We start from the raw sequence: 15,192 nt of genomic DNA on the forward strand, positions 1-15,192 counted from the left end.
TTATGCTAAAAGTTTTGTTACTGTTTGTTGTACTGATTGTTGGTATTGTGCTTGGCCCAATCGTTGCGGGTCATCAGGGATATGTTCTGATTCAGACTGACAACTACAATATTGAAACCAGTGTTACCGGCCTGTTCATTATATTTGTTCTGTTACAAATGGTGCTCTGCTTCCTTGGCTGGTGCTACCGTAGAGTTATGCATACAGGCTCCCGTACCCGAGGTTGGTTCCTCGGACGTAAACGCAACCGCGCTCATGCTCAAACAAAGGAAGCGCTAATCAAGCTGGCCGAAGGTGATTTTAAACAAGTTGAGCAATTACTGACCCGTAATGCTGATCATGCAGAACAACCTGTAGTCAACTACTTGCTGGCAGCCGAAGCAGCCCAACAACGTGGAGATGAATTCCGTACTAATCAGTATCTGGAACGTGCGGCAGAAGTCGCAGACAATAATCAGTTACCTGTGGATATTACCCGTGTACGTATTCAACTGGCACAAGGTGAAATTCATGCAGCTCGCCACGGTATAGACAAACTTCTGAATCAAGCTTCACGCCATCCAGAAGTTTTACGCCTGGCTGAACAGGCTTATACAAGATCGGGAGCTTACCAGTCACTGATTGATATACTGCCAACAATGGAGAAAATCCATCTGCATGATGAGTTACAAATTCATAAACTACGCCAACAAGCCTATATCGGTCTGATGAATCAATATATGGCAGAACAAGGCAGCGAAGGTTTAAAACGCTGGTGGCATGATCAAAGCCGTAAAATTCGCCATAACGTGGCTTTGCAGATTGCAATATCTGAGCATTTGATTGAATGTGATGACCATGAAACAGCACAAAAAATCATCCTGGAAAGTTTAAAACGTCAATACGATGAACGTTTATTGTCGTTGATTCCACGGTTAAAAAGTGAAGATCCAAAGCCGGTACAAAAAGCGCTGGACCATCAGTTAAAGCAACATGGCGCAACCCCTCAGCTAAACAGTACTCTTGGACAGGTTGCTTTACGCCACAGAGAATGGGAAAAAGCAACAAAAGATTTTCAAGCCGCATTAGATCAGCGGCCAGATGCCCATGATTATGCCTGGTTAGCAGATGCATTGGATAAGTTACGCAAACCGGAAGAAGCGGCACAGGTTCGCCGTGAGGGATTGGTGCTAACTTTAAAGCGCGAGAGTGATGTAGCTAATAGCCAATAGTGCCAGCTAACCTCTAGTTTCATAATCTATCCATCACTATTCCTTTAAGATATTCATTTTATTGATTAAAAATGCCCTCCACACGAGGGCATTTTTCTAGCCATACTTTCTGGCAAAATCTTCATCAGAAGTGCAAAGATAAATAATAAATTCAATAAATGAGATAAAATAGGGGATAAATGTCCAGCAAAATAACAAATATAAAATCCCCATACCAATTTTACCCAGATAAAATTTATGAGCACCAATAAAGCCAAGAAAAAATGCCAACAATGCAGCAACAATTCTGCTTTTACTGCCAGAAGAATATGCCTTTATCACCGCACCACAATGCGGGCATGATTGTGCCGATTCATGCAACATTTGACCACAACCAAAGCATCCGATCATTTTTGACATCTCTATTTCCTTTAAATAAGTTAGGAAGAAATAACTGTAACTAAGTCAGTTTTATAGCAGAAACCAATAGTCGTATTTCCTGTTTTGCTTATATTAATATCTAAACAGTATATAAATCTATCAGAGATTCCCTAACGATAGACAAAAAAAACACCTACCCTAGAAATAAAGATAGGTGTACAAATACAATCAGGTCTACAGACGGATAGTGCCTCACTCAACGTTAAGTCCGATCGGCGATGAAAAGATGGCTATATCTTACTCATCTGTGACATGGACAATAGGCACCGATAATCGGCTCTGCATCATCCCTGGGTTTATGAAGCATATGCTGTCATAAGAAATAGGATGAGCATCTACGTTTTGTAGTAATGCATTTAACATGCCAACTTTTATCCGGATGATAAATCGCTTCACCTCATCGGTTATTTCTCTATTTATTACAACGAGAAAGCAAATCATCACAAAATCCACTTCATTGACTGTCTCTTATTTGAGACAACGTATAACACATTTATTGTTTTTCATTTTAATTCAATATGTTATAAGTCTCTTATTTGAGACAGCTAATATATCAATCGTCGTCAAAATACAACAAGATGAAAAATTATTATATAAAACAAGTAGCTAATGTCGGAAAACAATTCACTGAACTTAAATTGAATCAAGCACACACTACGAGTAATGAACAGAAGGGGAAACAAAAAATAGGAAAAGAGAAAGCAAAAAACCCTGCATTGCAGGGTCCTTCAGAATTTGGTCGGCGAGAGAGGATTCGAACCTCCGACCCACTGGTCCCAAACCAGTTGCGCTACCAAGCTGCGCTACTCGCCGAAATTTTTTTCTTTTTTATGGTGCGAAGGGGGGGACTTGAACCCCCACGTCCGTAAGGACACTAACACCTGAAGCTAGCGCGTCTACCAATTCCGCCACCCTCGCGTGTCATAAAAAAGATGGGGTGGCTAATGGGACTCGAACCCACGACAACTGGAATCACAATCCAGGGCTCTACCAACTGAGCTATAGCCACCATAACAGCTATTTTACTACTATATTGCAACTTACAAACAGCGGAAATACACCGCAGCTCTTGCACGCAAATTAATGGTGCGCCCGACAGGATTCGAACCTGAGACCTCTGCCTCCGGAGGGCAGCGCTCTATCCAGCTGAGCTACGGGCGCTTAACGCCGTTGCGGATGGGGATAGTACGGATTTAATGATATACTGTCCAGCGCTTTTTTTAAGAAATGATGCGTTTGATTACACCTTACTCACTTCGTTGATAAAGCCAGCTATCACGCCACTACCCGCTACAGCTATGACAGTAAATCAGACTGTTGGTTTTCTGCTGCAAAAAAACCTTACTATCCAATAAATCAGCGACACTATCAGCAGAAAACCTCCACCTACCAGCAATGAGAAACGAGTATCCGGGTTAATTGCCATACCTACCAATACACAGCATAAAAATGCCAGTGTCAGATAATTCACATAGGGGAACAGGATAGATTTAAAACTATGTTGCTTCAGTGCCTCTTGATGGTACTGACGAAAACGCAACTGGCTCACCAGAATAACAAACCACGGAATCATTCCCGGCAATACACTGGCACTGTAAACATAAACAAAAACTGCCTGTGGATTTGGGATCAGGTAATTCAAACTGGAACCTATCAGCAAGCACAAAATTGTAATGGCAATACCGATTACCGGCACACCATTCTTTGACAATTTTGTCAGCGATGAAGGTAACTGACGGTTTTGCGCCAATGCATAGAGCATCCGCCCACCGCTGTACATACCACTGTTACAACCAGAAAGCGCAGCGGTCAATACAACAAAGTTAATCACAGCTGCCGCTGAAGTGATACCCACTTTAGTAAAGGTCATCACAAACGGGCTGCCCTGTGAACCAACTTCTATCCACGGAAACAAGGTAACGACAATAAAGATTGCACCCACGTAGAAAATCAGGATACGCCAGAGAATATTGTTAATCGCTTTTTTCAACGTAACCTGTGGATTTTTGGCTTCACCCGCAGTGATGCCTACCAGTTCCACACCCTGATAAGATGCAACAACAATACAAAGCGCAAACAGAAACCCTTGCCAACCACCAGCAAAGAAACCGCCATGAGCAGTCAGATTATCCAATCCAATAGGTTGCCATTGATTACCAATACCAAAAAATATCAATCCTAGGCCAATCAGGATCATGACGATAATTGTGGTCACTTTAATCATGGCAAACCAAAATTCCAATTCACCATAAAGACGTACTGCCGCGAGGTTCGCTAAAGCGACTAATGCCACCGCAATCAATGCTGATACCCATTGAGGAAGCTCAGGAAACCAGAACTCAGCATAAACACCGATAGCTGTTATTTCTGATATCCCGACTGCCACCCACATAAACCAATAACCCCAAGCGGTCAGGCATCCCCAATATGGGCTGAGATATTTATGACCAAAAGAAGCGAAAGAACCCGTGACAGGCTCAAGAAACAGCATTTCACCCATGGATCGCATAATGAAGAAAACAAAAATTCCGGCAATAATGTAAGCCAGCAAAACAGAAGGGCCAGCCCATTTCAACGTGCTGGCTGATCCCATAAACAGACCGACACCAATAGTTCCGCCTAATGCGATTAGCTCGATATGACGGGCTTCTAAACCTCGTTGCAGGCCCTGTTGTTGATCTGCCATAAATTCCCTGTCCATTGTTATGTGTTTTAATGTGCAATAATCAAAATATACAAGACTGGTTTTGACCAGCCATAAAAATGGCAGGGATCAAAACACGTTTTTCCGCTCAGTGGAATAAAAAATTACCTAATAATTAGTACAGATGATAAAAGCCCGGCAGGATCAAACGGTTATATAGACGTTGTGAAACGAATTTTTTGATAGCCTGCCGCAAATTGTTATACGACAGGCAGGCAACTATCTACAGACGATTGCGGTAGTAATATCCCAGAAACTTCAGTAGCTTAAACTGACGACGGATACGGCTTGGTTGTGATAACAAACGATAAAACCACTCAAGCCCGAGGTTCTGCCATACTTTTGGCGCACGTTTTACGTGGCCGGTGAATACGTCATAAGTACCACCAACTCCCATATAGAGAGCATCGCAATGAATTTTACGGCAGTCACGCATGAAAATTTCTTGCTTAGGCGACCCCATTGCAACTGTCACAATTGCTGCCCCACTGGCATGAATCCGCTCAAAAACAACATTACGCTCTTCTGGCGTGAAATAACCATTCCGACTGCCAACGATATTGACGTTCCACTGAGTCCGCAGTTTGTTTTCTGTCTGTTCTAATATCTCTGGTTTACCGCCAACCAGAAAAACGGGGGTGCCTTCTTTGCCAGCACGCTCCATGATGGCTTCCCACAGATCAGCACCGGCTACGCGGGAAACTTCAGCATCAGGGTATTTACGGCGAATAGCACGTACAATGCTGATACCATCGGCATACAGATACTCTGCTTCGCCCAGCAGTGTACTCAACGCTTTATCTTCCTCTGCCGTCAGAACTTTTTCCGCATTAACCGCAACCAGAGTACCGGTTTTTACCTGCCCGCGTTGGAAAATATGGTCAAGAAAGTGTGTCATATCGCGGAAACCCCAAATATTCAAACCACGAATACTATATTTGGGGATATTGTTTAGCTCCATTTTCTTTCCTTACATTGCAACGGACGTTTTTGCGATAAGCCAGGTTGCTGGTCAGATATTTTCTAATAAGCCCTGCACTCTCAAGGAGCCAATACAACAACTTAGCAACCACCAGACACAAACCAAAAATAATACAGAAAAATACCACACGGGAAACAAATGAATCCAATCCTTCACGAGCCAATACTATCATGTTGAAGATCGCGCCAAAGCAGAAAGCCTGCAAAATAGCGGCCTTATAACGATTAGTCTCCTGTTTCCCTAACTCATAAATCCAGTCAAACCACTTAATTATCAATCCAACAACAATCGCACCAACCGGAACAAACAGTACCCCGCCCATAACCACCAGAGAACCTATCAAAGTCGGGGAGATTGCCAGACCAGAGTGGTTATCCAGTACTTCCCAGGTGAAGTAATTCGCTGAATTCAACACCGCATCAGGGCGCCCAGGCCAGAGCCAGCTTGGAATAAAAACATAGAAATCACGGATAATCGGTGCTAACCCCTGAAAATCGATTTTGTCGTAGTTATTCAGCAATAACGCCAGATTTTCCCACGGCGAGAAAGTATCCCTAGTGAGGTAGAGGAAGGTATAAAACGCTTCTGCACCATTGACATCCAGGCTATAACGTTTGAGCGCCAACCAGAACATGCCAACAATTCCCATTACTCCCGCAGTCATCAGCATCCACAAGGTTATCCAGCCACGAACAATGCCGATAAACAGGAATAACGCAAACGCAATAATAATATTAGCCCTTGTTCCCCCAACAATGACATAAGTCAGAATCCCAAAAGCAACCGTGCTCATCAGAAAAAACAACCAGCGTAATTGTGTCGGTTTCAAGAAATAAACTACTAACATGGCAGGAATAAAGAAGTAAAAGAACCGCTTTAAAGCAACACCAGAAACCTGACTGGAAAAAATCTGACTGTACGACTGTAATTTAAACAATAGAAAACCGTTTTGCATAAAGAACAACCCAACGGTCACAACCGCAACCAATACCAGCAATAACCATGTGAAGTTCGTTTCTACCCGGTTCATGGTGAATACGGGTGTTTTAAGCTGTATAGACGGCTTTCTTAGCCGGGTTTTATAACTGACGTAATAAATTCCATAAAAACAAGTTGAAGCCAGCAGAGCGTGTAATAAGGAATCTACAGGTACCACCTCAACATCGAATTGAAAAACCAACAAGCATGTCAGAGGGAAACCAAAATAAAATGTTAGCAAATAAAGCAATGAGAAGAACACGTTAAAATTAAAGCGTACACGCCGGAATTCCTGATAAGTCAACGTCAGGATAAAAACCAGTGATATCAGATAAACAACAAATAATCCGCCAAATTGCGTTAAAGTCATTGCTGCTCTCCTGCCGCTTTTACCAGCGCTTGCCGCCAGCCATCAACAAAATTCGGGCTGAAGAAAGTTATCGCATTTCTATCTAAGGAAAGCATCTGCCGTTGTGCTTCCATAATTAGTTGGTTATCTAAAGAATCATCGGAGAAAAATACCGGAACCTGCTGTTCTGTTAAATCCTGCCAAAAAAGATTCTGACGGCTAAGCACAAGCGGCACACCAAATTGTATCAACAGACAAATTGTTCCAATCCCCTGCTGGCGGTTAAAAATGAAATACCCTAAATCACAACGGCGCAATAATGCCAAATAATCATCAAACGCCATATTTTGCTTAAGAATTGTTAAATTCTCCGGCCGGAACAGCGATAAAGCAACCTGCTCAACCTGCTCAATATAAGCCTGATTATTTTCCGGATAACCCATTGGGATGACTATTTGTACCTTATCACCAAACTGCTTATGAATAGCTTTCAGTGCAGCAATATGACGGTTTGATCGATCACCGGAGTTCCCCAACAAAATTGCCATTTTGTTATCGTCAGAAGGCACTTTTTCTGCAATCGTCAAGGCTGGGTCCATTCTGGTTGGGAAATAGAGCAATGACGTTGGTACTTTCGGATGATGTTGAGAATAAAAATAGAGATCTCCCCGAACCGCAAATACATGCCCTACCCGACGTTGCGCCAGGCGACGCAGGAAATAAAACAGACGGAATTTTAACTGACAGGAGTCTTCATAAAGATCGGCGCCCCAAGCATGCCACCAGAATTGATTGCGTTTGATTTTTCCTGATAACAACGCTAACCACAAACCCGCATTAAATTGCCCATGAAAAAAAAATCGGCAATCCCGGTCTGACTGGGCTTTAACAATAACAGCTTGAGACAGAGATTTTTTACTGTCGAAAAATGCCATATCCAATGCCGGGCAATCACCCAATGAAGCTCGATCCCTAGCCACTACCATAAACTTTGGTTTGGCTGAAAAACCAATTTCTTGCGCTAAGACGTCATTAAAAAAGCGCAATACCGTTCGATTATGATGGGGGATATCAGATCCCAGAACGTGAATTAGGGTTGTCATGCTCGCCTGCGATAAATAAGAAATGCACCACAACAAAGGGTGAAATAAACAATATAAGTTGCCATATAAGCTTGCGCTGCACCTAACGATCCATTAACAGGAATCAGCCAGTGGGCAAAACCAGTAAGCAGCAAAAACTGGCTGACTTCAGTCAGCACATAAAAACGCAACGCCGCTTTGGCAATCACCAGATAACCAAAAACGTAAGCGCCCACTTTCAATACATCACCAATCAATTGCCAAGCAAACAAATCACGCATAGCAGTAAATTTGTCAGAAAACAACAACCAGATGGCAAAATCGCGCAACAACCATACGGTAAAACTTGCAAATGCCACTGCTGGCAAAACAAATTTCAACGCTTTAACTATTTCATTTGATATTTCGCCTTTACCCTTCAATCGTGAAAGCGTTGGCAACAGATAAACGCTGAAAGAAGCAGTGATAAATTGCAGGTAAGCATCGGAAATACTGCTTACACCTTGCCAAATACCCACATCATCCCAACTATAATGCGCTGCCAGCAAGTTTCGCATCATAATGTAAGCAACCGGTAAGGTAATGGAAGTCAACAGAGCCATAAGGGTAAATTTGCCGAGCTCGCTAGCCAGTACCTTATCCCACATGGGCTTAAGATATGAGAATGAAATCTCTTTACGACGCAAAAGCATCAATCCCGCTGGAAATATTATCAGCGCCGGCACTAAGGCCAAACCAGCTAAAGCACCTTCATACCCACCAAGGGTGAAACAGAAATAATAGGCAATCACTCCTATCAAACTACCGAGAATAATCGCCAGCGCATTCCCCTGAGCATCCCGGTATCCTTTCAAAATAGCCAGAAAATAGTTGGCACAGGCAATACCCATTTGAATAAATGAGAGCGCCTGCACAACTGGCTCATAATCCCTATGACCAAATAACCCAATACTGATCGGCCCGCTAAACAACAGAAAAATCACGGCCAACAGAGTGGAAAACCCGAGAATAATGGCAGAAGAAGTCCCCAGTACCGCACGCAACCTTTCTGGTTGCTGCTGATACTCCGCAACATATTTAGTCACACCATTAAAAATACCGGCACCAGCCAACACCCCAAGGACAGTAATGAGCTGACGGAAGTTACCTGCCTGCCCAACCCCGCTAGGGCCGAAAGCAACGGCCAGTAATTTAACGATTAAAAGCCCCACACCGATTTTTATCAGTGTAGAGCCCGCAGTCCATATTGATGCTTTAGCCAATGACATATCAGGCGAAGTATTCCCTGATATGTTCGATAACACTCTGCTGTTCAGCATCTGTTATGTTGTAAAACATTGGCAAACGTACCAAGCGATCACTTTCACTGGTAGTGAAACGATCTTTTCCATGGAAACGGCCAAATTTTTCACCGCCCGGGCTGGTATGCAGAGAAACATAATGAAATACCGTCAGTACACCAGCATCTTTCATATAGCTATTAAATGCAGAACGCTCTTCAACATCTTTCAGTTTGATATAGAACATATGAGCATTATGTTCCAATCCTTCCGGTACTACAGGTAATGTCAGGTAACCAGCATCAGCCAGCGGTTTTAATACCTGATAATAGGTATTCCACAAAGCAAGACGACGTTCATTGATTTTCTTAGCTTCTTCGAGTTGCGCCCACAAATAAGCAGCTTGAAGATCTGACATCAGATAACTGGAACCAATATCGCGCCAAGTGTATTTATCAACTTGACCACGGAAAAACTGGCTACGATTCGTTCCTTTTTCACGGACGATTTCAGCACGCGAGATCAGGGATTCATCATTGATAAGTGCTGCACCGCCTTCACCACCAGAAGAGTAGTTTTTGGTTTCATGGAAACTGTAGCAACCAATGTGCCCGATAGTTCCCAATGCGCGCCCCTTATAAGTAGACATTACCCCCTGGGCTGCATCTTCCACGACAAACAGATTATATTTCTCTGCCAGCGCCATGATGGTATCCATTTCACAAGCCACACCTGCGTAATGAACCGGAACAATCACTCGTGTTTTATCTGTAATCGCCGCTTCGATTTTGGTTTCATCAATATTCATGGTATCTGGACGGATATCCACGAAAACAACGGTTGCCCCACGCAGTACAAACGCATTAGAACTGGAAACAAAAGTGAAACTCGGCATGATAACTTCATCACCGGGCTGGATATTCAGCAAAATAGCCGCCATTTCCAGAGAAGCTGTGCAGGATGGCGTCAGCAAAACTTTCGGGCAGCCGAAATGTTGTTCCATCCACTCTTCACAACGTTTGGTAAAACCACCGTCCCCACAAAGCTTACCGCTCTCCATTGCCTGCTTCATGTAATCTAATTCAGTGCCGACTACTGGTGGTCTGTTAAATGGAATCATTTCGTCCCCTATATAACCAATAAGCAGTGCTTTCAACAAGTGCACCACTGCGTGTATAAAGGCGCAAAGCAGCGATGTTGCTGGTTTGTGTTGCAATTCTTAATTGCTGTATTTGATGGTGTTGACACCACTGTTGCGCCACCGACATTAATTTTGAACCAATTCCACCGCCGGTATTTCCTGGAAATACGGCCAGCAACCCCATACGAGCCTCACCATTCCCTAAATCCCGCAAAGTAACAAACCCTGCGGGTTGTCCGTTATCTCCGTTTACCAGTAAACATTGATGATCAAATGTCCCTAATACCGCTTTCTCAACCCAGGTAGCATAGAAACGGCCACTATCCTGCGGCTGATACCACGGGGCACGGAAACGGCTTAAAGAAAATATTTTGGCAGCTATCTCTTTCAGAATCGGGATATCCCGCTGTTCCGCCGGGATCAGCACATTCTTAGAGTTGTTACTATGAGTAATATAAGCATTTTCTATGCCAATCCTTAAGGAAAGATCGACTTCCCCCTCCACCAGCGAAAAACCCAACACGGATAACCCATCAATGAGATCTAATCGTTGTGCGGGCACTTTGGCCTGCACCAAAGCGTACTGTTCTAATTGAGGTAAAGTTAACAACCTGGCATCAGGTGTGAAATCAAGGCGAGCAGTGGACAACCCGAAGTAGTAGCTATCCCACTCTAATAGCTCAATACTGGCGTGGACGGACATGAAGTAAATCCAGCAGATATTGACCGTAGCCAGTTTTTGATAAGGATTTTGCTGTCTTTCTTAACTGCTCATCATCCAACCAGCCATTACGCCAAGCAATTTCTTCAAGACAAGCAATTTTAAAACCCTGACGTTTCTCAACAGTCTGCACAAAAGTGCTAGCCTCAATCAAGCTGTCATGAGTACCCGTATCCAGCCAGGCAAAACCACGCCCTAACAGTTCAACATTCAACTCACCACGTTCCAAATACATCTGGTTAATGCTGGTAATTTCCAACTCACCCCGTGCAGAAGGTTTTACCTGCCTGGCAAAATCCACGACCTGATTATCATAGAAATAGAGACCCGTTACCGCCCAGTTTGATTTTGGATTTTCCGGCTTTTCCTCAATGGAAAGAACGTGGAACTCGTCATCAAACTCCACCACACCAAATCGCTCAGGATCCATCACCTGATAACCAAAAATGGTTGCCCCTTTTCCACGGGAAACAACTTTCTTCAGTTTTGGGCTAAACGCTTGCCCGAAGTAGATATTATCTCCCAATACCAAGCAACTGGGCTCCCCGTTAATAAACTCTTCACCAATCAAAAAAGCCTGAGCTAAACCATCTGGTGATGGCTGTTCTTTATAACTCAAGCGAATACCAAATTCGTCACCATTGCCAAACAGCCGGCGGAAAGAAGGTAAATCTTCTGGTGTGGAGATAATCAGAACATCACGTATCCCTGCCAGCATCAGTACTGACAAAGGATAGTAAATCATCGGCTTATCATAAATTGGCAGTAGTTGTTTGGAAACACCTCGTGTTATCGGATGCAACCGGGTACCCGAGCCCCCTGCCAGAATAATGCCTTTCATGTTACCTCCAGAGTAGCTTAGTTTTCACCTAACCCAAGACGTTCACCAGCATACGATCCATCCTGAACCCTACGCCACCAATTTTCATTTTCCAGATACCATTGAACTGTTTTGCGAATCCCGGATTCGAAGGTTTCCTGTGGTTTCCAACCCAGCTCATGTTCAATTTTCGCAGCGTCAATGGCATAACGCATATCATGACCAGGACGATCTGCGACATGAGTAATCAAGTCACGATAATAAGCAGTACCTGCTGGCTTCTCAGGACGAAATTCTTCCAGAAGCTCACAAATGGCACAAACCACATCAATATTTTTGCGTTCGTTATGACCGCCAATATTATAGGTTTTACCCGGTTCAGCTTCTGTTACAACCAAATAAAGCGCTCTGGCGTGATCTTCCACGTACAACCAATCACGGATTTGCTTCCCTTCGCCGTATACCGGCAAAGATTTGCCTGCTAATGCATTCAAAATTATTAATGGGATCAATTTTTCCGGGAAATGGTAAGGGCCATAGTTATTTGAACAATTGGTGATAATTGTCGGTAAACCATAAGTACGGTGCCATGCTCTTACCAAATGGTCACTGGATGCCTTGGACGCTGAATATGGACTGCTTGGCGAATAAGGTGTTGTTTCAGTAAAGAAACCATCCTCACCATGCAAATCTCCATACACTTCATCCGTTGAAATATGATGGAAACGAAAGGCAGCTTGTTTCTCTTTACTCAGTTTCTGCCAAAAAGCCCGAACAGCTTCCAACAAAGTATAGGTACCAACAATGTTAGTTTCGACAAATGCCGCAGGGCCATCAATAGAGCGATCTACATGGCTTTCTGCCGCAAGATGCATCACACAATCCGGCTGATACTGCTCCAAAACCCGATCCAGTGCTTCACGCTGACAGATATCAATCTGTTCAAACGCATAACGTGTGCTATCCGCAACAGAGTCAAGAGACTCCAGATTACCAGCATAAGTCAGGCAATCAGCTACAACCACGCTGTCTTCTGTATTATTAATGACATGCCGCACAACAGCGGAGCCAATAAAACCTGCTCCACCTGTGATTAGAATACGTCTCAACGCCAGACTCCTTTTGTATCCACAATCCATTTCTGTTTAATTTCACAACCATTTACAGCTTTAAACTGATTATGATCCACCAGCATCAACAAGATATCAGCTTCTTCCAACGCTTTTTCCAGGTTAATCAATCGAGTCATTCCTTTCAAGGAAGCGGGTAATTCATGGACATTAGGCTCTACAGCCAATGTCTCACCTGCATGCCATTGAGCAATCATACGAGTGATATATACCGCTGGACTCTCACGTAAGTCATCAATATTTGGCTTAAATGCCAGGCCAAAGCAGGCGATTTTCACTTCGCTTGCACGCTTTCCACTTTCAGCCAGACAATCCGCAACAGCCGCTTTTACTTGATCCACAACCCACAGTGGCTTGCCATCATTAACCAGACGTGCTGTATGGATAAGACGTGATTGTTCCGGATTTTGGGAAACAATGAACCACGGGTCAACAGCAATACAATGCCCCCCCACTCCAGGGCCGGGCTGAAGAATATTTACACGGGGATGACGGTTTGCCAGACTGATAAGTTCCCACACATTGATGCCTTGTTCAGCACAAATCAGAGAAAGTTCGTTGGCAAATGCAATGTTCACATCCCGGAAACTGTTTTCTGTCAGCTTACACATTTCTGCTGTTCTTGAGTTAGTGATAACACATTCACCTTCAAGGAAGATTCTATACAGTTCACTGGCTCTGGCCGAAGATTTTGACGTCATACCGCCAATAACGCGGTCATTCTTAATCAGCTCGACCATAACCTGTCCCGGTAATACACGTTCAGGACAGTAAGCAATATCAATATCAGATTCATCTCCCACCTGTTGTGGGAAAGTCAGATCAGGGCGCTCTGCCGCTAACCATTCTGCCATCTTCTCTGTCGCACCCACTGGCGAGGTCGATTCCAGAATAACCAGATCGCCTTTTTTCAGAACCCGCGCCACGGATTCAGCGGCAGAACGGACATATGTCATATCCGGCTCATGATCACCTTTAAAAGGAGTTGGAACAGCTATCAGAAAAGCATCTGCGGGTAACGGAGAAACCACTGCTTTCAGGTAGCCACCTTCCACAGCAATTTTCACCACTTTATCCAGATCCGGTTCTACAATATGAATTGCGCCACGGTTAATCGTTTCTACCGCATGCTGGTTAATATCTACCCCAATGACTTTCTTATTGTGCAATGCAAACGCTGCCGCAGTTGGCAAACCAATATAACCAAGACCGATAACTGATATAGTTTCAAAACTCATAGTGTCACCTGATTTTCTTCAAAACGTCGAGAATACGTTGACAGGCATCGCCATCCCCGTAAGGATTATGAGCGCGGCTCATTTGCTGATAGGCAGTATCGTCTGTCAACAATCGAGTCACCTCCTCCACAATTGTTCTTGTTTCTGTCCCTACCAGACGTACCGTTCCCGCATCCACCGCTTCTGGCCGTTCAGTAGTATTACGCATCACCAGTACAGGTTTTCCTAAAGAAGGTGCTTCTTCTTGAATACCACCGGAATCCGTCAGGATCATATAGGCATGGTTCATCAAATAGACGAATGGTAAATAGTCCTGTGGTTCGATGAGAATGATGTTATCAATATCATGCAAAATACGCTTTACCGGCTCACTGACATTCGGGTTTAGATGGACCGGATAGACTACCTGTACTTCTGGATGGGCGCGGGCTATCTGTGCCAATGCTTCACAAATTCGCACAAATCCACCACCAAAACTTTCACGACGATGACCCGTTACCAAGATCATTTTTTTATTAGTATCAATAAACGGGTAATGTTCCGCCAGCTTATTCCGCATAGCTTCATCATTCATTATTCGATCGCGTACCCACAACAACGCATCGATCACCGTATTACCCGTGACAAAAACTCGATTATCTGCAATTGATTCTTTCTGTAAATTCTTGCGAGAGTTTTCCGTCGGAGCAAAATGATACATTGCCAAATGCCCGGCAATCTTACGGTTTGCCTCTTCCGGCCAAGGGGAATAGAGATCACCGGTTCTTAGTCCAGCTTCAATATGACCAACAGGGATACGCTGGTAGAACGCAGCCAAACTGGTCGCCATAGTTGTTGTGGTATCTCCGTGAACTAATACAACATCAGGCTTAAATTCTGTCAAAACGGGCTTCAATCCTTCCAGAATACGGCATGTAATATCCGTTAAATCTTGCCCTGATTTCATAATATTGAGATCAAAATCGGGAGTGATCTCAAAAAGATGTAACACCTGATCCAACATTTCCCGATGTTGGGCGGTGACACATACTTTTGCTTCGAAGGCTTCATCCCTTGCCAATGCGTGTACCAGCGGAGCCATCTTGATAGCTTCCGGCCGGGTACCAAACACAGTCAACACTTTCACAATGACTCTC

At 43.9% G+C, this 15,192-nt stretch carries 13 protein-coding genes and 4 tRNA genes; 1 reads left to right on the forward strand and 16 read right to left on the reverse strand.

Annotated features, from left to right (window positions below; translation table 11 throughout):
* Positions 1-2 precede the first annotated feature (2 nt).
* The gene (gene hemY, locus ACGF63_RS15255) at positions 3-1,211 is read left to right on the forward strand and encodes a protoheme IX biogenesis protein HemY (protein ID WP_387631807.1); all 1,209 of its coding nucleotides are present in this window, start codon (positions 3-5) and stop codon (positions 1,209-1,211) included.
* Positions 1,212-1,307: 96 nt separating this feature from the next.
* Here the strand turns inward: hemY and ACGF63_RS15260 are convergent, their stop codons facing one another.
* The 16 genes from ACGF63_RS15260 to wecB all read right to left on the reverse strand — a co-directional run bounded on the left by ACGF63_RS15260 (position 1,308) and on the right by wecB (position 15,182).
* Positions 1,308-1,610: an NINE protein gene (locus tag ACGF63_RS15260; protein ID WP_036844174.1), complete on the reverse strand. Its 303-nt coding sequence runs from the start codon at positions 1,608-1,610 to the stop codon at positions 1,308-1,310.
* Positions 1,611-2,367: 757 nt separating this feature from the next.
* Positions 2,368-2,444, reverse strand: a tRNA-Pro gene (locus ACGF63_RS15265).
* 18 nt (positions 2,445-2,462) lie between these two features.
* Positions 2,463-2,549 (reverse strand) — tRNA-Leu (locus ACGF63_RS15270).
* A 15-nt stretch (positions 2,550-2,564) separates the two neighbouring features.
* Positions 2,565-2,640: transfer RNA gene (locus ACGF63_RS15275), tRNA-His, on the reverse strand.
* A gap of 75 nt (positions 2,641-2,715) precedes the next feature.
* A tRNA-Arg gene (locus tag ACGF63_RS15280) sits at positions 2,716-2,792 on the reverse strand.
* A gap of 148 nt (positions 2,793-2,940) precedes the next feature.
* Positions 2,941-4,317, reverse strand: coding sequence for an amino acid permease (locus ACGF63_RS15285; RefSeq protein WP_152963443.1), 1,377 nt, complete (start codon positions 4,315-4,317; stop codon positions 2,941-2,943).
* A 241-nt stretch (positions 4,318-4,558) separates the two neighbouring features.
* The gene (gene wecG / locus ACGF63_RS15290) at positions 4,559-5,296 is read right to left on the reverse strand and encodes a lipopolysaccharide N-acetylmannosaminouronosyltransferase (RefSeq protein WP_387631809.1); all 738 of its coding nucleotides are present in this window, start codon (positions 5,294-5,296) and stop codon (positions 4,559-4,561) included.
* A complete protein-coding gene (gene wzyE / locus ACGF63_RS15295) occupies positions 5,268-6,665 on the reverse strand; it encodes an ECA oligosaccharide polymerase (protein WP_387631812.1) in 1,398 nt (465 codons plus the stop codon). Before wzyE ends, wecG begins: the two co-directional genes overlap by 29 nt.
* A complete protein-coding gene (locus ACGF63_RS15300; protein WP_036844179.1) occupies positions 6,662-7,747 on the reverse strand; it encodes a TDP-N-acetylfucosamine:lipid II N-acetylfucosaminyltransferase in 1,086 nt (361 codons plus the stop codon). The genes wzyE and ACGF63_RS15300 overlap by 4 nt, the downstream gene beginning before the upstream one ends.
* Positions 7,744-8,994 (reverse strand): lipid III flippase WzxE, encoded by a 1,251-nt coding sequence (gene wzxE / locus ACGF63_RS15305; RefSeq protein WP_036844180.1) that lies wholly within the window; start codon positions 8,992-8,994, stop codon positions 7,744-7,746. The genes ACGF63_RS15300 and wzxE overlap by 4 nt, the downstream gene beginning before the upstream one ends.
* 1 nt (position 8,995) lies before the next feature.
* A complete protein-coding gene (rffA, locus tag ACGF63_RS15310) occupies positions 8,996-10,126 on the reverse strand; it encodes a dTDP-4-amino-4,6-dideoxygalactose transaminase (RefSeq protein ID WP_036844181.1) in 1,131 nt (376 codons plus the stop codon).
* A complete protein-coding gene (gene rffC / locus ACGF63_RS15315; protein ID WP_387631816.1) occupies positions 10,113-10,850 on the reverse strand; it encodes a dTDP-4-amino-4,6-dideoxy-D-galactose acyltransferase in 738 nt (245 codons plus the stop codon). Before rffC ends, rffA begins: the two co-directional genes overlap by 14 nt.
* Positions 10,828-11,709 (reverse strand): glucose-1-phosphate thymidylyltransferase RfbA, encoded by an 882-nt coding sequence (gene rfbA / locus ACGF63_RS15320; RefSeq protein WP_387631818.1) that lies wholly within the window; start codon positions 11,707-11,709, stop codon positions 10,828-10,830. The genes rffC and rfbA overlap by 23 nt, the downstream gene beginning before the upstream one ends.
* A 17-nt stretch (positions 11,710-11,726) precedes the next feature.
* Positions 11,727-12,797, reverse strand: a complete 1,071-nt coding sequence (gene rffG / locus ACGF63_RS15325) for a dTDP-glucose 4,6-dehydratase (RefSeq protein ID WP_387631820.1) — start codon at positions 12,795-12,797, stop codon at positions 11,727-11,729.
* Positions 12,794-14,056, reverse strand: coding sequence for a UDP-N-acetyl-D-mannosamine dehydrogenase (gene wecC, locus ACGF63_RS15330; protein WP_387631823.1), 1,263 nt, complete (start codon positions 14,054-14,056; stop codon positions 12,794-12,796). Before wecC ends, rffG begins: the two co-directional genes overlap by 4 nt.
* Positions 14,057-14,060: 4 nt before the next feature.
* The gene (gene wecB / locus ACGF63_RS15335) at positions 14,061-15,182 is read right to left on the reverse strand and encodes a non-hydrolyzing UDP-N-acetylglucosamine 2-epimerase (protein ID WP_036844186.1); all 1,122 of its coding nucleotides are present in this window, start codon (positions 15,180-15,182) and stop codon (positions 14,061-14,063) included.
* Positions 15,183-15,192 lie beyond the last annotated feature (10 nt).

The sequence above is a fragment of the Photorhabdus sp. RM322S genome, assembly GCF_042879395.1.
Lineage (GTDB): Bacteria > Pseudomonadota > Gammaproteobacteria > Enterobacterales > Enterobacteriaceae > Photorhabdus > Photorhabdus khanii.